Annotated in this window: 24 protein-coding genes; 19 read left to right on the forward strand and 5 right to left on the reverse strand. The window is 34.2% G+C overall.

The window, feature by feature from the left end; translation table 11 throughout:
• The first annotated feature begins 110 nt into the window (after positions 1 to 110).
• The 8 genes from ACEN2K_RS04920 to ACEN2K_RS04955 all read left to right on the forward strand — a co-directional run bounded on the left by ACEN2K_RS04920 (position 111) and on the right by ACEN2K_RS04955 (position 6,990).
• Positions 111 to 527, forward strand: coding sequence for a hypothetical protein (locus ACEN2K_RS04920; RefSeq protein WP_441758208.1), 417 nt, complete (start codon positions 111 to 113; stop codon positions 525 to 527).
• A gap of 183 nt (positions 528 to 710) precedes the next feature.
• On the forward strand, positions 711 to 1,727 hold the full coding sequence (locus ACEN2K_RS04925; protein WP_441758209.1) for a ComEC/Rec2 family competence protein: 1,017 nt from the start codon (positions 711 to 713) through the stop codon (positions 1,725 to 1,727).
• Positions 1,728 to 1,732: 5 nt separating this feature from the next.
• On the forward strand, positions 1,733 to 2,425 hold the full coding sequence (locus ACEN2K_RS04930; protein ID WP_441758210.1) for a hypothetical protein: 693 nt from the start codon (positions 1,733 to 1,735) through the stop codon (positions 2,423 to 2,425).
• 181 nt (positions 2,426 to 2,606) lie between these two features.
• Complete coding sequence (gene lgt / locus ACEN2K_RS04935) at positions 2,607 to 3,434, forward strand: prolipoprotein diacylglyceryl transferase (RefSeq protein ID WP_441758211.1); 828 nt, start codon at positions 2,607 to 2,609, stop codon at positions 3,432 to 3,434.
• Positions 3,435 to 3,588: 154 nt separating this feature from the next.
• A complete protein-coding gene (locus tag ACEN2K_RS04940; RefSeq protein ID WP_441758212.1) occupies positions 3,589 to 3,981 on the forward strand; it encodes a hypothetical protein in 393 nt (130 codons plus the stop codon).
• Between the two features lie 144 nt (positions 3,982 to 4,125).
• Complete coding sequence (locus ACEN2K_RS04945; RefSeq protein ID WP_441758213.1) at positions 4,126 to 5,655, forward strand: carboxypeptidase-like regulatory domain-containing protein; 1,530 nt, start codon at positions 4,126 to 4,128, stop codon at positions 5,653 to 5,655.
• 21 nt (positions 5,656 to 5,676) lie between these two features.
• Entirely contained in the window at positions 5,677 to 6,429 is a 753-nt protein-coding gene (locus tag ACEN2K_RS04950; RefSeq protein WP_441758214.1) for a hypothetical protein, read from the forward strand.
• 108 nt (positions 6,430 to 6,537) lie between these two features.
• Positions 6,538 to 6,990, forward strand: a complete 453-nt coding sequence (locus tag ACEN2K_RS04955) for a hypothetical protein (protein ID WP_441758215.1) — start codon at positions 6,538 to 6,540, stop codon at positions 6,988 to 6,990.
• Between the two features lie 30 nt (positions 6,991 to 7,020).
• On the opposite strand, the gene ACEN2K_RS04960 is transcribed toward ACEN2K_RS04955, so the two are convergent.
• Positions 7,021 to 7,500, reverse strand: coding sequence for a hypothetical protein (locus ACEN2K_RS04960; protein WP_441758216.1), 480 nt, complete (start codon positions 7,498 to 7,500; stop codon positions 7,021 to 7,023).
• Positions 7,501 to 7,894: 394 nt separating this feature from the next.
• On the opposite strand from ACEN2K_RS04960, the gene rlmD reads away from it, so the two are divergent.
• The 3 genes from rlmD (at position 7,895) to ACEN2K_RS04975 (ending at position 10,735) form a co-directional block, all read left to right on the forward strand.
• Positions 7,895 to 9,310, forward strand: a complete 1,416-nt coding sequence (gene rlmD, locus ACEN2K_RS04965; RefSeq protein WP_441758217.1) for a 23S rRNA (uracil(1939)-C(5))-methyltransferase RlmD — start codon at positions 7,895 to 7,897, stop codon at positions 9,308 to 9,310.
• A gap of 89 nt (positions 9,311 to 9,399) precedes the next feature.
• The gene (locus ACEN2K_RS04970) at positions 9,400 to 9,921 is read left to right on the forward strand and encodes a DUF6452 family protein (protein ID WP_441758218.1); all 522 of its coding nucleotides are present in this window, start codon (positions 9,400 to 9,402) and stop codon (positions 9,919 to 9,921) included.
• Complete coding sequence (locus tag ACEN2K_RS04975; protein WP_441758219.1) at positions 9,893 to 10,735, forward strand: DUF6048 family protein; 843 nt, start codon at positions 9,893 to 9,895, stop codon at positions 10,733 to 10,735. Before ACEN2K_RS04970 ends, ACEN2K_RS04975 begins: the two co-directional genes overlap by 29 nt.
• Before the next feature lie 84 nt (positions 10,736 to 10,819).
• On the opposite strand, the gene ACEN2K_RS04980 is transcribed toward ACEN2K_RS04975, so the two are convergent.
• On the reverse strand, positions 10,820 to 11,056 hold the full coding sequence (locus tag ACEN2K_RS04980) for a hypothetical protein (RefSeq protein ID WP_441758220.1): 237 nt from the start codon (positions 11,054 to 11,056) through the stop codon (positions 10,820 to 10,822).
• A gap of 120 nt (positions 11,057 to 11,176) precedes the next feature.
• Positions 11,177 to 12,346 (reverse strand): THUMP domain-containing class I SAM-dependent RNA methyltransferase, encoded by a 1,170-nt coding sequence (locus tag ACEN2K_RS04985; protein WP_441758221.1) that lies wholly within the window; start codon positions 12,344 to 12,346, stop codon positions 11,177 to 11,179.
• Between the two features lie 149 nt (positions 12,347 to 12,495).
• Between ACEN2K_RS04985 and ACEN2K_RS04990 the strand changes: the two genes are divergently transcribed.
• The 8 genes from ACEN2K_RS04990 to ACEN2K_RS05025 all read left to right on the forward strand — a co-directional run bounded on the left by ACEN2K_RS04990 (position 12,496) and on the right by ACEN2K_RS05025 (position 17,771).
• Positions 12,496 to 13,260, forward strand: coding sequence for a class I SAM-dependent methyltransferase (locus ACEN2K_RS04990; RefSeq protein ID WP_441758222.1), 765 nt, complete (start codon positions 12,496 to 12,498; stop codon positions 13,258 to 13,260).
• 94 nt (positions 13,261 to 13,354) lie between these two features.
• Positions 13,355 to 14,026 carry a ZIP family metal transporter gene (locus ACEN2K_RS04995; RefSeq protein ID WP_441758223.1) on the forward strand — a complete coding sequence of 224 codons (672 nt, stop codon included), beginning with the start codon at positions 13,355 to 13,357 and terminating at the stop codon, positions 14,024 to 14,026.
• A gap of 191 nt (positions 14,027 to 14,217) precedes the next feature.
• Positions 14,218 to 15,036, forward strand: coding sequence for an N-acetylmuramic acid 6-phosphate etherase (murQ, locus tag ACEN2K_RS05000; protein WP_441758224.1), 819 nt, complete (start codon positions 14,218 to 14,220; stop codon positions 15,034 to 15,036).
• A gap of 65 nt (positions 15,037 to 15,101) precedes the next feature.
• On the forward strand, positions 15,102 to 15,323 hold the full coding sequence (locus ACEN2K_RS05005) for a DUF6095 family protein (protein ID WP_441758225.1): 222 nt from the start codon (positions 15,102 to 15,104) through the stop codon (positions 15,321 to 15,323).
• On the forward strand, positions 15,323 to 15,895 hold the full coding sequence (locus tag ACEN2K_RS05010; protein ID WP_441758226.1) for a pentapeptide repeat-containing protein: 573 nt from the start codon (positions 15,323 to 15,325) through the stop codon (positions 15,893 to 15,895). The genes ACEN2K_RS05005 and ACEN2K_RS05010 overlap by 1 nt, the downstream gene beginning before the upstream one ends.
• Positions 15,896 to 16,471: a DUF1572 family protein gene (locus tag ACEN2K_RS05015; protein WP_441758227.1), complete on the forward strand. Its 576-nt coding sequence runs from the start codon at positions 15,896 to 15,898 to the stop codon at positions 16,469 to 16,471. It abuts the gene before it with no gap.
• Positions 16,472 to 16,568: 97 nt separating this feature from the next.
• Positions 16,569 to 16,949 (forward strand): DNA topoisomerase IV, encoded by a 381-nt coding sequence (locus tag ACEN2K_RS05020; RefSeq protein ID WP_441758228.1) that lies wholly within the window; start codon positions 16,569 to 16,571, stop codon positions 16,947 to 16,949.
• A gap of 45 nt (positions 16,950 to 16,994) precedes the next feature.
• On the forward strand, positions 16,995 to 17,771 hold the full coding sequence (locus ACEN2K_RS05025; protein WP_441758229.1) for a TerC family protein: 777 nt from the start codon (positions 16,995 to 16,997) through the stop codon (positions 17,769 to 17,771).
• A gap of 58 nt (positions 17,772 to 17,829) precedes the next feature.
• Here the strand turns inward: ACEN2K_RS05025 and ACEN2K_RS05030 are convergent, their stop codons facing one another.
• Positions 17,830 to 20,535, reverse strand: coding sequence for a DNA gyrase/topoisomerase IV subunit A (locus tag ACEN2K_RS05030; RefSeq protein WP_441758230.1), 2,706 nt, complete (start codon positions 20,533 to 20,535; stop codon positions 17,830 to 17,832).
• 7 nt (positions 20,536 to 20,542) lie between these two features.
• The gene (locus tag ACEN2K_RS05035; RefSeq protein ID WP_441758231.1) at positions 20,543 to 20,740 is read right to left on the reverse strand and encodes a PDDEXK nuclease domain-containing protein; all 198 of its coding nucleotides are present in this window, start codon (positions 20,738 to 20,740) and stop codon (positions 20,543 to 20,545) included.
• Positions 20,741 to 20,982: the final 242 nt, after the last annotated feature.

The raw sequence follows: 20,982 nt of genomic DNA on the forward strand, positions 1-20,982 counted from the left end.
ACCAAAAGTAAAATAACATCAAAAAAGGCATATGTTTATGATGCTATTTACTAGTTATGCGACATATTAGAAAAACCGAAAACCGAAATAACAAAAAACCAAATATTAAAATGAACAAGGTATTTTACTTATTAACAATAGGATTACTTTTGGGAGTAAACTTAAACTCAAAAGCTCAAAATGTAACACAATCCAAAATCGAACTGAATAAAGTTTTGTGTAAAAATTGGAAAGCCGATTATGCAATGATGGGCGGAATGAGAATAAATCAATTACCAAATAATATCGCTTTTGAATTCGAATTTAATCCTGATAATTCCTATACTGTAATTAAAGACAAAACTAAACAAAAAGGAAAATGGATTTTTAATGAGAATAAAAAATATATTGACCTTTCTGTGAATAACAAAACAAATTCACGCATAATTAAAATTAATGAAAATGAACTTATATTAGTTTTAGTTTCTGACGGAAAAAGCAATCCTCCAGGTTTACCAAATATGGAAATCTATTGTAAAAGTAAATAGAAAATACGTTGCATAACAGCCGTTTGGCGAGATTGGGGTTTTAGGCTTAATGGAAAGTTGGTCTTGTATTTGGAAAATTTGTGTTTAACCGAAAAATCTCGCCTCTTTAATCCCCAACCTCGCCAAGCGCCAGAACGTTATGCGATAGCTTAAAATCACAACCTTAAATAAAAAAATACAAATATGTCAATAATTCATTTTTTAAACGTCTTAGAAGGAGACTGTAACATAATACAACACGATAGCGGTAGAACTACAGTAATAGACATCAGCAATGGATATAATGATTATGATACTATAGAAGAAATTGCTGTTAAAAATTCAGAGCTTAGAAAAGCTATGTATGAAAGAACGCAAGTACCTACCAATAAAAAAGATTACAAACAGAAAAAAAATCCTGACAATCCTATATTTTATCTTAAAGAAAAAGGTATTCAGGATATTTTTAGATTTATAGTTACTCATCCAGACATGGATCATCTTGATGGAATAAAAGACTTTTTTGACGAATTTACAATTACAAATTTCTGGGACACTGACAATAAAAAAGAAATATCTGACAAGGCAGGTTCCGGCGGATACAATATGGAAGATTGGAAGTTTTATAAAAGTCTTAGGGATGGAAAAATATCCCCAAGCACTAGATTAACATATTTTTCCAATAATTCCAATCTTTATTACAACCAAGATTATATTGAGATTTTATCTCCAAACTCTTCAATAATTAAAGCTTGCAACGAAAAAGGTAATTGGAATGATTCTTCCTACGTAATTCTTTACACTCCTCCAAAAGCAAATGGTGGTAATTGGAAAATTTTATTAGCAGGTGATAGCGAAGATTTAACATGGGAACACATTATAGCCAATCACGCTGACAAAGTAAAAAATATCGATATTTTATTTGCACCACATCATGGAAGAGATTCAAATAGAAATTTTGATTTTTTAAAATCTCTTACACCGACAATAACACTTTTTGGAAATGCTAATTCTAAACACTTAGCATATCCCAAATATCCAGGAACAAGAATTACAAATAACCAAGCAGGATATATAATACTTGATATTTCAACTCAAAATATTAAGCTATATGTCAAAAATGCAGAGTTTGCGAAGGATTTCAGAGCAAAACGAGGTTGGGATAGTCCACCTTACAACGCAACTCATAAAGCATACTTTATATGTCAATTAACAGCTTAATAAATATGACAGTCAAAAATTACTATTTTAAAGCAAGACTATTTCCCACTGTTTTAACAGCAATACCAGCAATATTATTATATAACAAGTTTGTTGCAAACCTTTACCACGACAAACTTGAAAATATTTACTCTGGTTTACCAACTATTACTGATGTTATATTTTCAGGAGCGATTATCTTTTTACTTGTTCAGATAAATCGTTTTTTATCCAAAGAAATATTTCAAAGACTTTATTTTAAGGATGAAATAAATATGCCAACAACCAATTTTTTGCTTAAGTCAAATTCTGAACTTGAAATAAGTATAAAAGAAAAAATAGAAGCTAAAATAAAAAACAGATTTGATATAAACCTGCTTTCAACAACTGAAGAAACATTAGATGAACAAAGAGCAAGAAAACTAATATCTACTACTGTTTCACAAATTAGAAACCTTTTAAGAGAGAACACTTTACTTTTACAGCACAATATTGAATATGGTTTTTTTAGAAATTTGATTGGTGGTTCATTTCTAGCGTTAATAATTTCATTAATTATTGTTGTCTCTTCATATTACACAGCAGACATAGTTACTCGAAATCTAGGTTTGATTTTAGCTAGCATTTACTTTTTACCCATTTTGCTAAGTAAGTTTATAATAAATATATACGGAAAATACTATGCTAAAATTCTTTACGAGCAGTTCTTAACCATCTGATAACAAAAAAGCCATCGCATAACCGCCATTTTGAGCTAGCTGGAATTTAGTGGGATTAACGTTTTTAATCGTATTTTCGCTAAGCCAAAAAATGAGCGGTTATGAACTTCCAGTCCTTTCGAAGCGGTTAAACGCTGGCAGATTTAGCCTAAAAATTGCAGTAAAATAAAAATTAAAAAACATGATTGCAAATTACATCAATTGGGATGTTGATCCTGAAATAATAAATATTTTTGGTTTCCCATTAAAATATTACGGCCTTTTATTTGCATGCGGTTTGCTATTAAGTATGTACATTCTAAAAGGAATTTTTAGAAGAGAAAACTTAAAAGATAGCGCACACGAAGCGTTGTTTATTTATGGCATAATTGGAATTTTTGTTGGAGCAAGATTAGGGCATTGTTTATTCTATGATTTTGACTATTATTCAAAAAATCTATTAGAAATTATTTTACCTATTCACAAAAGTCTTACTGGAGAGTACCAGTTTATCGGTTATGCAGGTCTAGCCAGTCACGGAGGAGCTGTTGGATTACTAATTTCCCTCTATCTTTATTCAAAAAAATATGATATAAAATACCTTAAAATACTGGACTTAATTGCCATTGTAGCGCCACTTGGTGCAACATTCATACGTCTAGCAAATTTAATGAACTCGGAAATGATAGGTAATCAAACTACCGTGCCGTGGGCTTTTATTTTTAGACGTGTAGACAACATACCAAGACATCCAGGACAACTTTATGAAGCGATTTCGTATTTAATAATTTTCATTATGGTATTAACTATTTATAAAACAAAAAATATAAAATTAGGGAATGGTTTTTTGTTTGGTTTAGTAATAACATTGATTTTCATAATGAGAATCTTAATTGAGTTTTTAAAAATAAATCAAGTAGAATTTGAAAATGGTATGCAATTAAATATGGGACAACTATTGAGTTTACCATTTATAATAATCGGTTTGTTCTTTATAGGGAAAAATTTAACCCAAAATAAAATTAAATAAAAAACAGCCAGCACAGCCATATTGAACGAGCTGGAAATTAGAAAGCGAATCTTTTGGAAGGAGTAAAAACACTGGTTTAAAAGTTGCACTACATCCAACAACCTATGAAATTAGTGTTTTATTTGAGCTAAACGTAAACAGAAAATAAATAGAAATGGAACAAGAAATAGAAAAAGTATTAAACTTTTTAAATAAGTATGATTACCGTTTTTCAAGAAAAAACAATTCGATTTTTGTGAATTTAGAACTTTCTCAACAAATAAAAATTGAATTTCAAGAACCAAATAAAATAATTATAACGGACAAGCTTATTGGGTGGAATTTTTTGACAGGGATGGTGCAAATGAGTATAAAAAATGCTTTGCTTTATAATTTTGTTGGACTGATTTTACTAGGATTTATTTGCTTCTATGCTGACAACATAGAAAAAGGCTTAAATCTAATTGTATTATTTTTAGTATTTATTACTTGGATTATTTTGTTTTCAGGTTTCTACCTGGTAAAACTTGAAGGTTTCAAAAACCAATTAATGAACGGTACTAAGTAATAACGAAATTAATAAAACGCATACCACAGCCATATTGAACGGTCTGGAAGTCAATGGTATTCTCGGTTTTTTACTCTAATTTAGATTACTTATTTCAGTAACAAAACCCGCTCTTCTTCGTCTTATTTAAAACACAGTATATCAATGAGAACGAACTTCTACTCCGCCATTTGCATCCTGCTACTTTTCCAACAGGGAATTGCTCAGAACATAAAAGCCAAAATCATTGATGCCGCCACAGCGGAAAGCATTCCGTATGCTACAATTAAGGTTAACGACTCGCAAAGCTTGATTTCTAATGGAGAAGGGTATTTTTCGCTTTCAGAAAGCAACAGCAAAGAAGAAACGGTGCTTCATGTTTCCTACTTGGGTTTTGTCAACCGACAATTGACTGTGGCTGAATTAAAAAAACTTGATTATATTATTCAACTGGCACCAGCAATTTACGAACTCAGCGATGTCACCGTATCGAACATCAAGCCCAATCCGAATGAGATTATGGCCCATGTGAAAGCCAACCTCAGTAAGAATTACACCACGGCCGAAAAAGGATCGAAAGACATGATCTTTTATAGAACCTCTGATTACTTTACACCCAACTTAATTGATATCGAAATTGACCAATCAACTGGTTTTAACAAGCAAGGCTTAACAAAGGTGAACAATGACTTGCAAGCGTTTGCTAAAAAATTGATTGCACACCCACCGGTATCTTTTACAGATGTGCTTTGCAATTACTATTCAGTTAAAACTAAAAAAGATAATAAGTTTGTTTTTAACTCCAAACTTGATGTTTTAAAAGCGACCACTTTAAAGAATGAAGGTCAATCAACATCGTTAGACGATCTTGAGAAAAAGGCTAAAGACTTAATGCTGCAGCATCTTGACACCACTAAATTTTACCGCTTTAAAAGTGGTCTTATAGGATCACGTGATACCATCTCGTTTAGCAAAGAGTTCCAAGCTAACGATAAAAAGACGAGTAGTATCACAATAGAAAATCAATTATCAGTTACAAAAAGTAAGCTAAACAGCTTTATGTACCGCAATAATTTCTTGAGTAACGATAAATTTGATTTTATTCAAAAACCAGAACGTTACGACTACACTTTTGAGGGCATGACCTATACTAATGACAATGAATTTGCCTATGTACTTACTTTTAAACCTCGAAAAAGCAAAGCCCACTTTACAGGGAAATTGTACATTTCTGAAAATGATTATGCTGTCCTTAGAACAGACTATATTCTCGATGAAGGAGAGCAATTAGGCAGCTTTAATATGAAGTGGATTTTAGGTGTAAAAGTAGCCGAAAATGTGAGTAAGGGAACAGTTATCTACAAGAAAAGAGCCGAAGACGACAGCTATTTCATGCAATATGCTGCTACTGAAACTGGCAATTATTTTTACCTGCATCGCCCGTTAAAATTAATCGAATTGACCCGTGGTGATAAAGACATATTAGCACTTGATTTTAAAATCGAAGCCAATACAAGAACTAAAACCGAGTTTTTAAACATGTCCCGCACCGAAACAACTGCTACTGCCATTGCAAAGATTAAAGAAGAAGATTTTAAATATCTAAACATCAAATCGTACGATCCCATGATTTGGAAAGATTACAATGCTATCGAACCGTTGCAGGAAATGAAACAGTTTAAAGCTGTTCACTAACTAATTAAAAATGCACACCTTATGAAATTAATGCTTTCAGTGTTTTGTCTGTTTTCGATATCTATGTTGTTTTCACAACAAGCAGCAGTGGGCAGCATCAACCTAGCGGATATTCAGTTGTGTCAATTGACTCTTGCTGATCTAAAACAACAAGACAAAAACTTACAAGAAGTGGACGTAATAGAAATGGGTTTATGTGCTGATGGTTTTGTAACAGACAGCCGGTTTGAAAATAGAAAAGCCTACAGTTCTCAATTGTATCCTGGAATCCTTTTTCAAACCCAACAATACCAGGACAACATTAGTAAAATTAGATTAACAAACGAGTTCAAAGGATATCTTCCTGACGGAACCTATATTGATTTAAACAATTTGACTGCCAAAATGGTGCTGAAGAATTATCCCAACTTAAATACCTGGAATTCTAAAGCTTGCTCTAATTACTGGTCTTTAACCAATAAAGAAATTTACTTTTTTGTAAAAATCAACAGCGATAAAGAACCAAGATATCCCATAGACGAATTGTACTATTTAGAGCAGCGCATTGAAGGCATTGATATTGTGAGCGATTGTAATGTCGCAAACGAGCCCACAAATGCTAAAAATGAGCCGCTTTACCTCTTTGATGGAAAAGAAATAAATGCTGCCGTACTGGCAAAGCTTTCGCCAAATGACATTGAATCAATTCATGTTTTAAAAGATAAAAATGCAACAGATCGATATGGTGAAAAAGGGAAGAATGGTGTCATTGAAATTTTCATAAAGAAGAAATAGACAAGCAATGCCTGCACTTTTGAAAAAGAAAGCCGCTGCTGTTAAAAATCTTTTTGCTATTTAATTTATTCTACATTTGCTATTCTTAAAAAGTAGCAACACGCAGTTATGTTTTCAAAAACAAAATTCAAAGAATGGTTTGATCGGTATAAATATGCCGAGTTGGCTGCCAGCAGTGCTGCCTTATTAGGATCGCAGTTCAGCAGAATTTTTGACCCGATAGTAACTGCTTATCTCATTACCTTTTCAGAATACATTGCCTTTTATGGGGTGATTATCATTACTGCCTTTGTACAACGTTCTAAAAAAAATAAACTAGCGGGACAACAAACAACTACTTCAGATGTACTGTTAATTATCAAAAATTTGCTGTTGGAATTTGGTTATCCTGCCGTAGTGGATATGCTTTTTGTACGTCCTTTTTGTATGTATTGGTTGCCGCTGCTAACGGGGAACGCCTTAACAGGTGTGATTGCTGGAAAAATATGCGCCGATGTGGTTTTTTACTTTTTGACGATTGTTAATTACGAATGGATGAAAAGCAAAAATCATTTTAATTAATTTTAATCGCTTTTAATACAGTTTGATCGCTTAAGCTTTAGTATTCCTCATAAAATCACCGGCTTCAGTAAAGACAAAGACTACATAATCATTATCAATGTACACTCCTATTTCATAGGTAACCTCTTGTTTATTATCCGTTACTAATAAGGCTTCAATTATAGGGAAGCTCGGATAATTTTCTTTCATATACTGCGTAACGCCTTTGGGCAACTCTTTACGATCTACCGTTGCAGCAAAGGCCTGCTGTCTTCCATCAGCGGTATAACTTGCATGGCAATACCTGTTGTCAAAAATAAATTTAGCGATATAGACTAATTGCTGGTTATTATACCCTTGGTATCTCGAAAACCAAACGGCATCGTTAGCAGGATAGCTGTTGTTGAAGGTCTCTGTTACGATTAGTGGTATATTTCTTTCTAATTTTGAACTCCCATTGTTTTGAGCCTGAGAACTGAGTCCGAAGCTGCATAAAACAATCAGAAATAAGGTAGGAATAACTGTTTTCATAATAATTGTTTTGCTTAAAATTACGATAATTAATTAAAAATCAGCAATCAAGATCTGGGTTTAGCATAAATTTATAACTATAAATAAGGATGCACGACAAACTACTAGCTGATGCTATTGTTATTAGGATCGAAATAGTTTTTAGCGCTCATCACACTCTACAGATCCCTACTCCCCTGCCCCCGATTGCCGCGAAAAACCCGAAGTATCCACAGCCTACAAAGCCGTGCGAGAAAAGAGCGACCGCAGGGAGCTCCTTTTATAGCCGGATTTGTGCTGTGGTAACGAGGATTTGTAGCAAAAAGCGGGATAAGGCTCAAATAAAAAACACTTCTTTTTGAAAATATTTGCCAAATTGAATTTATAAAAGTTTACAAACGCTTATTTTTGCGCCATGGGAAGAAAAAATACAGACAAGGTTGTCTTTCATCAAATAAAAGTCCTTGATGCAGGTGCAAAAGGCGTATCGGTAGCAAAAGCGCCGGATGGTAAAGTAGTGTTCATACCGAATGTGGTTCCGGGTGATGTGGTTGATGTACAAACTTTTAAGAAACGTAAGTCGTTTTATGAAGGGAAAGCAGTGCATTTTCATGAGTTATCAGAGCACCGTGTAGAACCAGTTTGCCAACACTTTGGGGTTTGTGGTGGTTGCAAATGGCAAAACATGAACTACGACCAACAGTTATATTACAAGCAAAATGAGGTTTTGAACCACTTGCAACGCATAGGGAAAATTGAACTTCCAGACTTTGAACCTATCTTAGGTTCAGAAAAAAAGTTTTTCTATAGAAACAAAATGGAGTTTTCATTTTCTAACAGCCGCTGGCTAACGGAAGCTGAAATTAGCAGTACAGAAGATTTAGGAAATAGAAACGCACTAGGTTTTCACATTCCGAAAATGTGGGATAAAATCTTAGACATTAACAAATGTCATTTACAAGAAGATCCTTCAAATGCTATTAGAAATGAAGTTAGGGATTTTGCTAACAAACATGGATTGACTTTCTTTAACCCAAGAGAACAATCTGGTTTATTGAGAACATTAATGTTACGTACCGCTTCTACTGGAGAAATCATGGTGTTGATTCAGTTTTTTGAAGACGATAAAGACAATAGAGAGTTAATTCTTGACTATTTATACGATAAATTTCCAGAGATTACTTCTTTACAATACGTGGTGAATAACAAGGCTAACGATACCTTGTACGACACTGATATTAAGTTATACAAAGGGCGTGATTATATCTTAGAAGAAATGGAAGGTTTAAAATTTAGCATTAATGCCAAATCTTTTTACCAAACCAATTCAGACCAAGCCTATGAATTATACAAAATAACACGTGATTTTGCCGGATTGACAGGAAACGAAATTGTGTATGATTTATATACTGGAACGGGTACTATTGCTCAGTTTGTATCTAAAAAAGCAAAAAAAGTAATAGGCGTTGAAAGTGTTCCTGATGCTATTAAAGATGCAAAAGCAAATGCGGTACGCAATGAAATTACTAATTGTGAGTTCTTTGTAGGAGACATGAAAGTGGTGTTCAATGATAGCTTCATTGCACAACATGGACAACCGGATGTTATTATTACCGATCCACCTCGTGACGGAATGCATAAAGATGTGATTGAACAAATCATGAAAATTGCTCCTGAAAAGGTAGTTTATGTAAGTTGTAACTCGGCTACGCAAGCGCGTGATTTAGCATTAATGGATGAAAAATACAAAGTGACGCGTGTACGTCCTGTAGATATGTTTCCACAAACACATCATGTGGAAAATGTAGTTCTTTTAGAAAGAAGAAACTAGTTTTCAGAGCTCAGAAATCAGTGATCAGATCGAATAGGACTGAGCACTGAATACTGTCAACAGAAAACGAAACACTGAATATGTATCATATGAAAAAAATAATTCTTCTAGTAATTGCCATTGCCTCCACTTTTTCCAGCTGTGAGAAAGATGATATTTGTGATGCCAATACCGTTACTACTTCTCGATTAGTGATTTCGTTTTACGACCTCGCCAATTCTACTACGCTTAAAAACGTAACTGATTTAAAAATTATTGGTGAAGGAATGACCGAAGGAATTAGTTATAATGGAAGTACTTTAATTAATGGAAGTACCGTTTCGATTCCGTTAAAAACGGATGCTGATGTGACTAGTTTTCGTTTTATTTTAAATTACGGTAACAGCAATCCAGCGATAGTTAATGAAGACAATTTACTTTTTAATTATAGTAGAGAAAACAGCTTTGTTTCTAGAGCCTGTGGTTTTAAAACCGTATTTTCCTTAGACAGCACCACTCCTTTTGTTCATACCGATGGCGCGACTGCTGATCAAAAATGGATACAATACATAGCAGTTAAAAATAGAACTATCGATAACGAAAATGAAACACACCTTGAAATATATTTTTAGTATTTGCCTCGTTTTTAGTCTGTTCATTAGTAACGCCCAAGAAACGACTCCTGAGATAACTGTTCCTAAAAACACACAAACGGAGGAAGGTGTTATTCCTGCCAATTCGTTTAAAAATGCAGAACAGCTGCCTCAAGAAGTACAAACAGATACGATACCCGTTGTAAAAACGAACAGGTATGGCTTGCGTGTAGGTATTGACTTATTCAAACTGACGCGTGCACTGTATGATAAAGATTATAAAGGGATTGAATTTGTAGGGGATTATCGTTTGACAAAGAAGTATTTCCTGGCTGCCGAAATTGGTAACGAGAACAAAACTACTGACGATGATCGCTTGAACTTTACCACTAAAGGTTCTTATATTAAAGCTGGATTTGATTACAATGGTTATGAAAACTGGCTGGACATGGAGAACATTATCTCAATAGGATTGCGTTACGGTTTTAGTAGTTTTAACCAACAGCTGAATAGCTATAAAATTTACAATTCCTCACCCTATTTTGACGAAATACCTCAAATAGCATCAGGAGAAAAATACAACGGACTTACCGCTAGCTGGGTAGAAGTAGTGGCAGGAGTTAAGGCCAAGGTTTTTAATAACGTTTTTGTAGGTTTCAGTTTAAGATTAAACACCTTAATAACTAATAAAAAACCAGGCAATTTTGACAACCTCTATATACCGGGTTTCAATAGAACTTACGATGGTAGTTTTGGTGTTGGATTTAATTATACGGTTTCTTACTTTATACCTATTTATAAAAAGAAAGTACTTCCAGTGGAAACTTCAAATAAGAAGTCCCCAAAAAAATAAATACTGTGTTGTAAAAATTGAAAAGGAGCTAATTATAATGGTATAATTAGCTCCTTTTTATTTTAGTGCTGGATCAACTAGTAGTTATCCTACTTCTTTAACCTCTTTGATAAAAATCCATTTCATATACAACTTTTCGCCGTCATTAGTTTTTATAGCCTTGAATTTAGGCGATAACAAGGTTCCTACTACAAATGCAGTCATAGGAATCCACAATCCTGTCAAATTAGTGTATTGGTCTACTAAATAACGAACGGAAATAAACAATATGGCAAAACAGCCTAAATGATATAAAAATGCTCGTACTTGTAATTTGGTCATGGTATATTTTTTAAGGTTTAAAAAAGCTCAAAGTGCGATACTGTTTATAACTCATAAATGTGCCGCCTTCTATTTTGTTCTCACTTTCCTATTCTTTCTTTTTTCTATATGCTTATTTTACTATTCCCCCTCAGTTACCTGAAATTTAGTTCTTTTGCTGCCTTCGTACATTTCGTATTTCACTAAACGTGCTTCGATGCTGGCATTAAACAATTTGATTTTTCTAGAAGGTCTTAAGCCTACAAATTTCAAAGCGTCAAGATTCCCTGTAATGAACCAAGCGTTTGTTCCAGGATAGTTTTTCTTTAAAGTATCGCCAATGTTCTTGTAAAATTCTTCCATGTGAATATCCAATCGCTCATCATAAGGCGGATTAAATACCATGTGTAATTTTCCTTCGGTTGTTTTCTCAGTATCAAAGAAATTTTGCTCTTCAATAGTGATGTATTCATCAAGGTTAGCGTTTTTAATATTGTCTTTGGCTTTTTGAACCGCAGATGGCGCTTTATCGTATCCTTTTATAGTGTAGTGAAATTCCCTAACTCTTTTTAATAAACTATCTGTAATATTGTCAAACAAGTCATTGTCCCAATCTTTCCACTTTTCAAAAGCAAATTCTTTACGATTGATATTTGCTGGAATGTTGCAGGCAATCATAGCTGCTTCTGCTAAGAAAGTTCCTGAACCACACATAGGGTCTAGAAAATCTCCTTGTCCATCCCAACCAGAAAGTAGTAATACTCCTGCTGCAAGCACCTCGTTTATAGGAGCGATATTGGTCGCTGTTCTATACCCACGTTGGTGTAATGAATTACCCGAAGTGTCTAAAGCTACTGATACCTGATCTCTGTCAATATGAATATTGATTCTTAAATCAGGATGCGCTTTATCAATGCTAGGACGTTGACCCGTTCTTTCTCTAAATTGATCCACAATGGCATCCTTACACTTTTGAGAAACAAACTCAGAGTGATTAAAATTGTCAGAGTGAACAGTGGCATCAATAACAAAGGTTTGATTAGCATTGATGTATTTAGACCAGTTTACTCCCGCAACACCTTTATACAACGCTTGCTCATTGTTAGCCTTGAACGCATAAATAGGTTTTAGGATTTTTAAGGCAGTACGCAAAGACAAATTAGCCTTGTACATAAATCCTTTATCTCCTTTAAAACTAACCATTCGCACTCCCTGCTCTACATTTTGAGCACCTAGTTGTTGCAATTCTTTTGCTAATATCTCTTCAAAACCAAAAAAGGTTTTGGCTACCATCTTAAAATTATCTTCCATTTTTACGTATCATTTAAAACAAGGCTATTTGCAAATCAACAAGCACTTGTAATAAAAATTATATGAATCAGTTTGTATCGCTACGGATTCGTTATTTTTCAGCAAAAATACACTAAATTTGCCGGATAGAATAAATTGAAAAAGAATAAATGTCTGAAGAATTAAAACCAACTGCCTTAAATCAAGATCAACCAACGCAAACTTGGTTTAGTTCTTGGTTTGACACCCCTTATTACCACATCTTATATAAAGACCGAAATTATAGAGAGGCGCAGGTATTTATGGATAATTTAACCCATTACCTCAACCTTCCTGAAAAAGCAAAAGTATTGGACTTAGCTTGCGGAAAAGGGCGTCATTCCATTTACTTAAATCAATTAGGATTTAATGTTTTAGGTGCCGATTTATCAGAGAACAGCATCCTCGAAGCCAGTAAAAATACGAATGACAACTTAAGCTTCAAGGTGCACGACATGCGAGAGCCCTTTGAAGAAAAATTTGATGCTATTTTTAATTTGTTCACCAGTTTTGGTTATTTTGAAAATGACGAAGACAATCTAACCACTTTAAAAGCAATCAAAGAAAGTTTGTCTGAATATGGTTTTGCCGTGATCGACTTTATGAATGTTACTCAGGTATTAAATACCTTAGTCCCTGAAGAGACAAAAACGGTCGATGGAATTGATTTTCATTTAAAGCGTTATTTGAAAGATGGGCATATTTATAAAGAAATCGATTTTGATGACAAAGGACAACACTTTCATTTTACTGAAAAAGTAAAGGCATTAACGCTGCACGATTTTGAAACTTTAATGGAAGAAGCAGGTATCTATCTTTTGGATATTTTTGGAGACTACAAATTAAAGAAATTCTATAAAAATGATAGCGAGCGCTTAATTATGATATTTAAGTAAACTACTTTTATTCGATTCTCACAACAAGACGAAACGAATAAACAGTTAAAAAATCAAACCGCTAAACGATTCAACAAACCGTTAATCACAAAACATGAATTACCTTTTACCATTAGTTGCTGTACTATTAGGATATGTAATTGCACTGGTTATCAAACCAAAGAATAAAACGAACCTAAAACTATTACTAGCTTTTAGCGGTTCTTTTTTACTATCGCTTACGGTAATGCATCTTTTACCTGACGTGTATGAAACGCAAAATCCTACTATTGGAGCCTTTATTATGGTGGGAATTTTATTTCAAATCATTTTAGAGTTTTTCTCTAAAGGTGCTGAGCATGGGCATGTTCACGGGCATCCTAACATGTCGCACATACCCTGGTTGCTCTTCATAAGTTTGTGTATTCACGCTTTTTTAGAAGGATTTCCCGTGGGGCATCATCAGGATAACTTAGCCATCGGTATTGCCATTCATCATTTACCTATTGCCATTATTTTGACCACTTTTTTCATGAATTCACAGCTGAATAAAAAAGCCATTTTTGCCTTCATGATTACCTTTGCTATTATGACGCCGCTAGGTACTTTTGTGTCTGATTTTTTGCCTATTCTAAATAATTACCATACTGAAATAACGGCCGTTGTAATTGGAATTTTATTCCACATTTCATCTACTATAATTTTTGAAAGCAGCGAAGGTCATAAATTTAATATTGCCAAAGTCTCTATGATTGTGCTTGGAATCGCATTGGCCTATTTCTTATAATACAAGCTTTTGGGCGTGCCCCATTTTCTGAAAAAAACAGAAAAATGGGTCGGGCTATACGCTATATCTCTCCGCTACGCTGCGAGGATACCGCTACTATCCCTCACGCAACAAAAAAGGAAACAACAGCATTCATAATGCTCAAAAAAAACTTTGTAACTTTGAGCCTCAATAACTTTGCAATTCATCAAATGACATTTATTAAAACTACGGAACAAACTTCAAAATACCAACATTTAGAAAAAATGTCAGTAAAAGAATTGCTCACTAATATCAATGAGGAAGACAAGATTGTGCCATTAGCCGTTGAAAAATCCTTACCTCAAATTGAAGCCTTGATTACTCAAGTGGTGGTAAAAATGAAACAAGGCGGACGCTTATTTTACATTGGCGCTGGTACTTCTGGAAGATTAGGGATTGTTGATGCCTCTGAATGTCCTCCTACCTTTGGTGTTCCTTTTGATTTAGTAAATGGAATCATAGCTGGTGGTGACGCAGCAATACGCAAAGCTGTAGAAAATGCCGAAGACAATGCCACCCAAGCATGGAAAGATTTACAAGAACACAAAATATCTGATAAAGACGTTGTTATAGGAATAGCAGCATCTGGAACCACACCTTATGTTATTGGTGGTTTAGAGGCCTGTAATAAAAACAATATTGTAACAGGAAGTATTTCATGCAATGAAGGAAGTCCGTTATCTAAAACGGCACAATTTCCTATAGAAGTTGTAGTAGGTCCTGAGTTTGTAACAGGAAGTTCCCGAATGAAAGCAGGAACGGCTCAAAAATTAGTTTTAAACATGATCTCAACTGCTGCCATGATCCAACTAGGAAAAGTAAAAGGCAATAAAATGGTAGACATGCAATTAAGCAACAGCAAGCTTGTCGATCGTGGGATTAGAATGATCATGAGCGAAATTCCCGTTAGCTATGAAGAAGGGGCACAATTACTAGAAACTCATGGGAATGTTAGAAAAGCAGTTGATGCATTTTTAAACAACAAATAACACTAATCCTTTTTAGTTTTTCAGTTAATTCCTTAACTTTAAATTTTTAAATCTAAACCTATTTTATGGCCACCAATAAAGAACTTTTATCCAAAGGAATAAAATATTTAGCGTATGCGCTACCGCTACTCTTTATAGGGCCATCAATAATTTATAATGCCTTCATGAACAAAGATTCACTGTGGCATTATTTAGTATTAGCTATAGGAATTAGCGCCTGTGTCGCTGCTGTTTATTTTATGTTTTTAGGATTAAAAACGGTAATGAAAGGCATATTCAACGACTAATGGAAGATTTAATACACATCCAAAAAACATTCGAGAAAGTTATTTTCATTGATAAAAAAGTTAGTAATCGAGAATTTGAAGATTGCATCTTTAAAAATTGTGATTTCTCAAACAGTGATTTCTCAAACAATACTTTTATGGATTGCGAGTTTATAGATTGCAATCTATCAATGACTAATTTAACCAATACCAGTTTAAAAACGGTACAGTTTACTAATTGTAAATTGCTGGGAATTCTATTTACAAATTGTGCTGATTTTATGTTTTCAGTGGCGTTTACGGAATGCATTTTAGACTACGCTTCTTTTGCCAATAAAAAAATGCCAAAGACTCCATTTACTTCCTGCTCAATGAAAGAAGTGAATTTTGTGGGTAGTAATTTATCAAATGCTGTCTTTGATAATTGCAATTTAGAACATGCGCTCTTTAACGAAACACAGTTAAAAGAAGTGAATTTTGTTACTGCTTACAATTATAAAATTGATCCGGAATTTAATCCGATGCGGAAAGCAAAATTCTCTACGCAGGGTATTCCTGGATTATTAGAGAAATACGATATAAAAATTCAATAAATGGACGCAGCCGAATCTTATTTGATCAGTGTAAAAAAGCAGTTTTTATATTACAAAACGTTAGGAGAAAAGGCCATAGAACAACTGGAAGAGAGTCAGCTTTTTGTTGCTTGTAATGAAGATACTAATAGTATTGCTACTCTTGTCAAACACCTATCCGGAAACATGTTATCGCGCTGGACAGATTTTTTAACGACTGACGGTGAGAAAGAATGGCGAAATAGAGATCTAGAATTTAAAAATGATTTAGATACTAAAGAAGCGGTATTGGATGCTTGGAATAAAGGTTGGGACTGCTTGTTTTTTGCTTTAGACAATCTCAGTTCCGAACAGTTATCCGAAATTATTTATATTAGAAATGAAGGACACACTGTGATTGAAGCGATTAACAGACAATTAGCCCATTACCCCTATCATGTGGGACAAATGGTTTTTTATGCTAAGCAATTAAAAAAAAGTGACTGGGAAAGTTTGTCCATAGCCCGCAACAATTCCGTGATGTACAATGATGCGAAATTTGCTCAAGATAAAAGCTTGCAGCATTTCACTGATGAAGAATTAAAAAAATTACAATAATAATTGACAATAGCCCTGATTGCAGTGGAAATCCTTTTTATTTTTTCTTTAAAAATAAAAAGATTGCAGCGCAAAGCAGGAAATAGCTCCAAAAAAAATGAAAAAAATATTAGTACTCCCACTACTGCTTTTAGTTGTATCCTGTTACAATGTAGAACGCAATTGTAAAGATTTTAAAACAGGTAAATTTAGATTTGATTATGAAGTAGATGGCGTGAAGAAAACGACTTTCTTTGAACGCAATGACAGCATCGAGATTGAAACTTTTGATGGAAAAACAGATACTGCATCAGTGCGATGGGTAAACGACTGTGAGTATGTGCTTAAAAAATTGCATCCGAAAAATATGGCTGAAGAAAAATCCATAGACATGAAAATATTGACTACTTCTAGCGATACGTATACCTTTGAGTTTGGTATGGTAGGAGTTCCGCAAAAACAAAGAGGTACAGTAACAAAGCTATCAGACTTAGACTAAAACTTTAGATCAACAAATAAATTTATAACTCTTAATTACCTTTAGATGGAAGTATTTTTAAATCCAGATGCGTGGATTGCTTTATTGACCTTGACTTTTTTAGAAATAGTTTTAGGGATAGATAATATCATTTTCATCTCTATTGCCACAGGAAAACTTCCTGCCGAGAGCCGAAAAAAAGCCACTAAAATAGGAATGTTCTTGGCTATGTTTATGAGAATCGCTTTGCTTTTAGGGATTTCGTATTTAATAGCGATGAAAGAACCTTGGTTTACGCTAGATTTTAGCTGGTTAAGCGCCCAAATTTCTGGTCAAAGTATCATCTTATTGCTTGGAGGACTTTTCTTGATTTATAAGAGTACCAATGAAATCAGAGAAAAAGTGGATGAAAAAGGCCAAGAAGAAAAAGAATTAGGAAAAGCGGCAACTAAATCCTTTAGCAGTGTATTGCTTCAAATCATTTTGATTGATTTAGTCTTTTCTTTTGATAGTATTTTAACGGCTGTAGGGATGACAAATGGTGTTCAAGGTGCCTTGTACATTATGATTACTGCAGTAGTTATATCGGTACTAATTATGATGCAATTTGCAGTACCTGTAGGCAGTTTTGTCAACAAGCATCCTTCAATACAAATTTTAGGACTTTCTTTCTTAATCCTGATTGGATTTATGTTGATTACTGAAAGTGCTCATTTATCAAATGCTTTAATCTTTGGTAGTCATGTAACGGCAGTGCCTAAAGGGTATTTGTACTTCGCTATTTCGTTCTCCTTAATGGTAGAGGTTTTAAATATGAAAGTGTCTAAGAAAAACAAAAAATAAGATTACTAATTTTTTACTATACAAACATAAAAAAAGCTCCGAATGGAGCTTTTTTTATTTAATCTTTAAACAATATTACTTGTCCATCCTCATCCAATTGAATTTCTGAACCATCATCATTTGTCGTTGGTCGTTCAGGAACTATTTCCTCTGGAACTTCATAAGGCAATGGATCTAACATATTAACCTGTTTCAGTCGGTCAGTGGTTAACTGATTTCCTAATGCTTTAAAACCTTTGACAGCTATAAAATCTTCGATATCAATAGTAACACTTTCTTTTTGAACCCCTTTTATTTTAGGGAAAATCAATTCGGCTACAGGACGATAATCAGTAGATACAATTTCTAACTGCGAGTTAGGATGTTCTGTGATAAAGCTTTCCTCTTTATTTTCAGTTTCTACTAAAAAGCGTTTTAAATAATACCGTTCTTTTTCACCGTCATAATAAATTGCTGATATTGGTTTTTTGGGCACCCATTTTTCCAATACAATCATGTCCGTTTCAAAATGTGTTGTTAATTCAGGAATTACCACTTTCAATTTTCCAGATTGCTGGATGATCAAAATCTTATCAGTTGGCCTGAATTCACCTAGTAAATCACCTCTACCGTCAACATTTAAGCGGCGTACCGTTTCATCGTACCACACCTTTCTTGGTAGTAATGTAGAGATTCCTTTCTCTTTAATTTCAATCTTTTTAATAGGGTATTTACTAGCCAAATTCCCTTTGGAAGCACGTCCCTTTATGGCAAGTTTAGCAAAATCAATATCAAATTTTAATTTCTTGATACTTCCTACCTGTCTGAGTATAACGGTAATTACCTCAGCTTCTCCATTAGGGTTGCAAGTGAAATACAATATCTGAGATCCTTTAGTACCGTTAGTTAAATCGTACAATTTATCACGTGTAACTCCAGATACATTAAAACGCTTAATATAAGAAGGCCCTGACTTCCCATCACGGTAGATCAAGTTATAGATAGTGCGTTTGTCACTTTTATCAAAAATAGCGACATGTATAATGTCTTTACCTACAAAGGTCTTGGCGTCTACTTTTGTAATCATCATACTACCGTCGCGTAAAAAGACAATTACATCATCGATGTCTGAACAGTCCGTAACATACTCATCTTTCTTAAGGCTTGTCCCTACGAAACCTTCTTCTCTATTTACATACAGTTTAGTATTTCTAAGCACCACTTTTGTGGCTTCAATATCATCAAAAATACGTAGTTCAGTTTGACGCTCGCGACCTTTACCGTATTTCTCTTTTAGTTTTACAAAATAAGCTATCGCAAAATCAATTAAATGCTCTAAATCGTATTTTACCTGCTCTATATTTCCTTCTAAAGCTTCAATTTTATCTTGGGCTTTGTTGCTATCAAATTTAGAGATACGCATGATTCGAATATCTAACAAACGTAAAATATCTTCTTCAGTAATGGCGCGTTTTAAATGTTTAATGTGTGGTTTCAATCCATCATCAACTGCCTGAATAACATCTTCACGAGTCGTTTTCTCCTCAATATCACGATAGATTTTATTTTCGATAAAAATACGCTCCAAAGACAAGAAATGCCATTGCTCTTCTAGTTCTCCTAACTGGATTTCGAGTTCGCTTTTTAATAATTGCACCGTTCTATTAGTCGAAATTTTCAACATATCAGAAACCCCAATAAACAATGGTTTATTATCCTCAATAACACAGCCTAAAGGTGCTACTGATGTTTCACAAGCGGTAAAAGCAAATAAAGCATCTATCGTTTTATCAGGAGAAACACCTGGATACAAATGGATTAAAATTTCCACATTGGCAGCAGTATTGTCCTCAATCTTTTTGATTTTGATTTTGCCCTTTTCATTGGCTTTCAAAATACTATCAATTAACGTTGTAGTATTCGTCGAAAACGGGATTTGGGTTATCACCAAAGTGTTTTTATCGAGTTGGGCAATCTTAGCACGTACTCGTACCCGTCCGCCTCGCATTCCGTCGTTATAATTAGACACATCAGCAATACCTTGTGTCATAAAATCAGGATAAATTGTAAACGGTTTTCCTTTTAATATTTTTACCGAAGCATCAATTAGTTCGTTAAAATTGTGAGGCAATACTTTGGTCGAAAGACCTACCGCAATACCCTCGGCTCCCGAAGCTAAAAGCAGTGGGAATTTTACAGGAAGATTATTAGGCTCAGCGCGACGACCATCATAAGAAACACCCCAGTCCGTAATCTTTGGACTGTATAATACTTCCAAAGCAAACTTTGATAAACGGGCTTCAATATAACGAGAAGCGGCAGCGCTATCTCCAGTGAGTATATTTCCCCAGTTTCCCTGACAGTCAATTAATAATTCTTTTTGACCTATTTGTACCATCGCGTCACCTATACTGGCATCTCCGTGTGGGTGATACTGCATGGTGTGTCCTACCACATTGGCAACTTTATTGTATCGACCGTCATCCAACTCTTTTAAGGAGTGCATAATACGGCGCTGTACAGGTTTAAAACCGTCCTCAATAGCAGGGACAGCTCGCTCCAAAATCACATAAGAGGCATAGTCCAAGAACCAATCCTTGTACATTCCTGTTACCTTAGTAATGGTATCAGTACCTTCTTCATTATTGTTATAAAAATGTCCGTCGCCTGTCGATTTTTCAACTCCTTTAGAGGACTCCTGTTCTTGATTTTCATCAACAGCATTATCATCTGAGTTAACATCTTCATGCTCTGGATTTATATTTTCTTCTTCCTCGTCTTTCATATAGTGATTACGAAATTAATTTTATTAAATCTTCTTTACTAGGTAAAACGGTTTTGTATTTACTGGCAAAAATTTGTTCGTTATTCTCAGGCAATGTATAATCGACAACTACATCGCTTTTATTTTGACACAGCGCAATTCCAATGGTTTTATTCTCCCCTTCTAAACGTTTTTCTTTATTACAATAATTGACATCCATCTGCATCTGTGCCGAATCGTATTGACCTTTTAATTCTCGTTCACTCCAATTGTATTTCTCAGATTGTATCTCGCAAAAATGTCTTTCTTACTCATCTTCGATTTGCATCTGGAAACTATAATGTAACCAAGTAAGTTTATAATAAGACCTAAATAACTCAAAATAAGTACACGTCATCGTTGAATTTACCGTGGGTAAAACCTGTAGGCGGGCATTTTGCAATAGTGCAACAAGCTGAGAAAATAAAA

The sequence above is a fragment of the Flavobacterium sp. W21_SRS_FM3 genome, from assembly GCF_052113625.1.
Lineage (GTDB): Bacteria > Bacteroidota > Bacteroidia > Flavobacteriales > Flavobacteriaceae > Flavobacterium.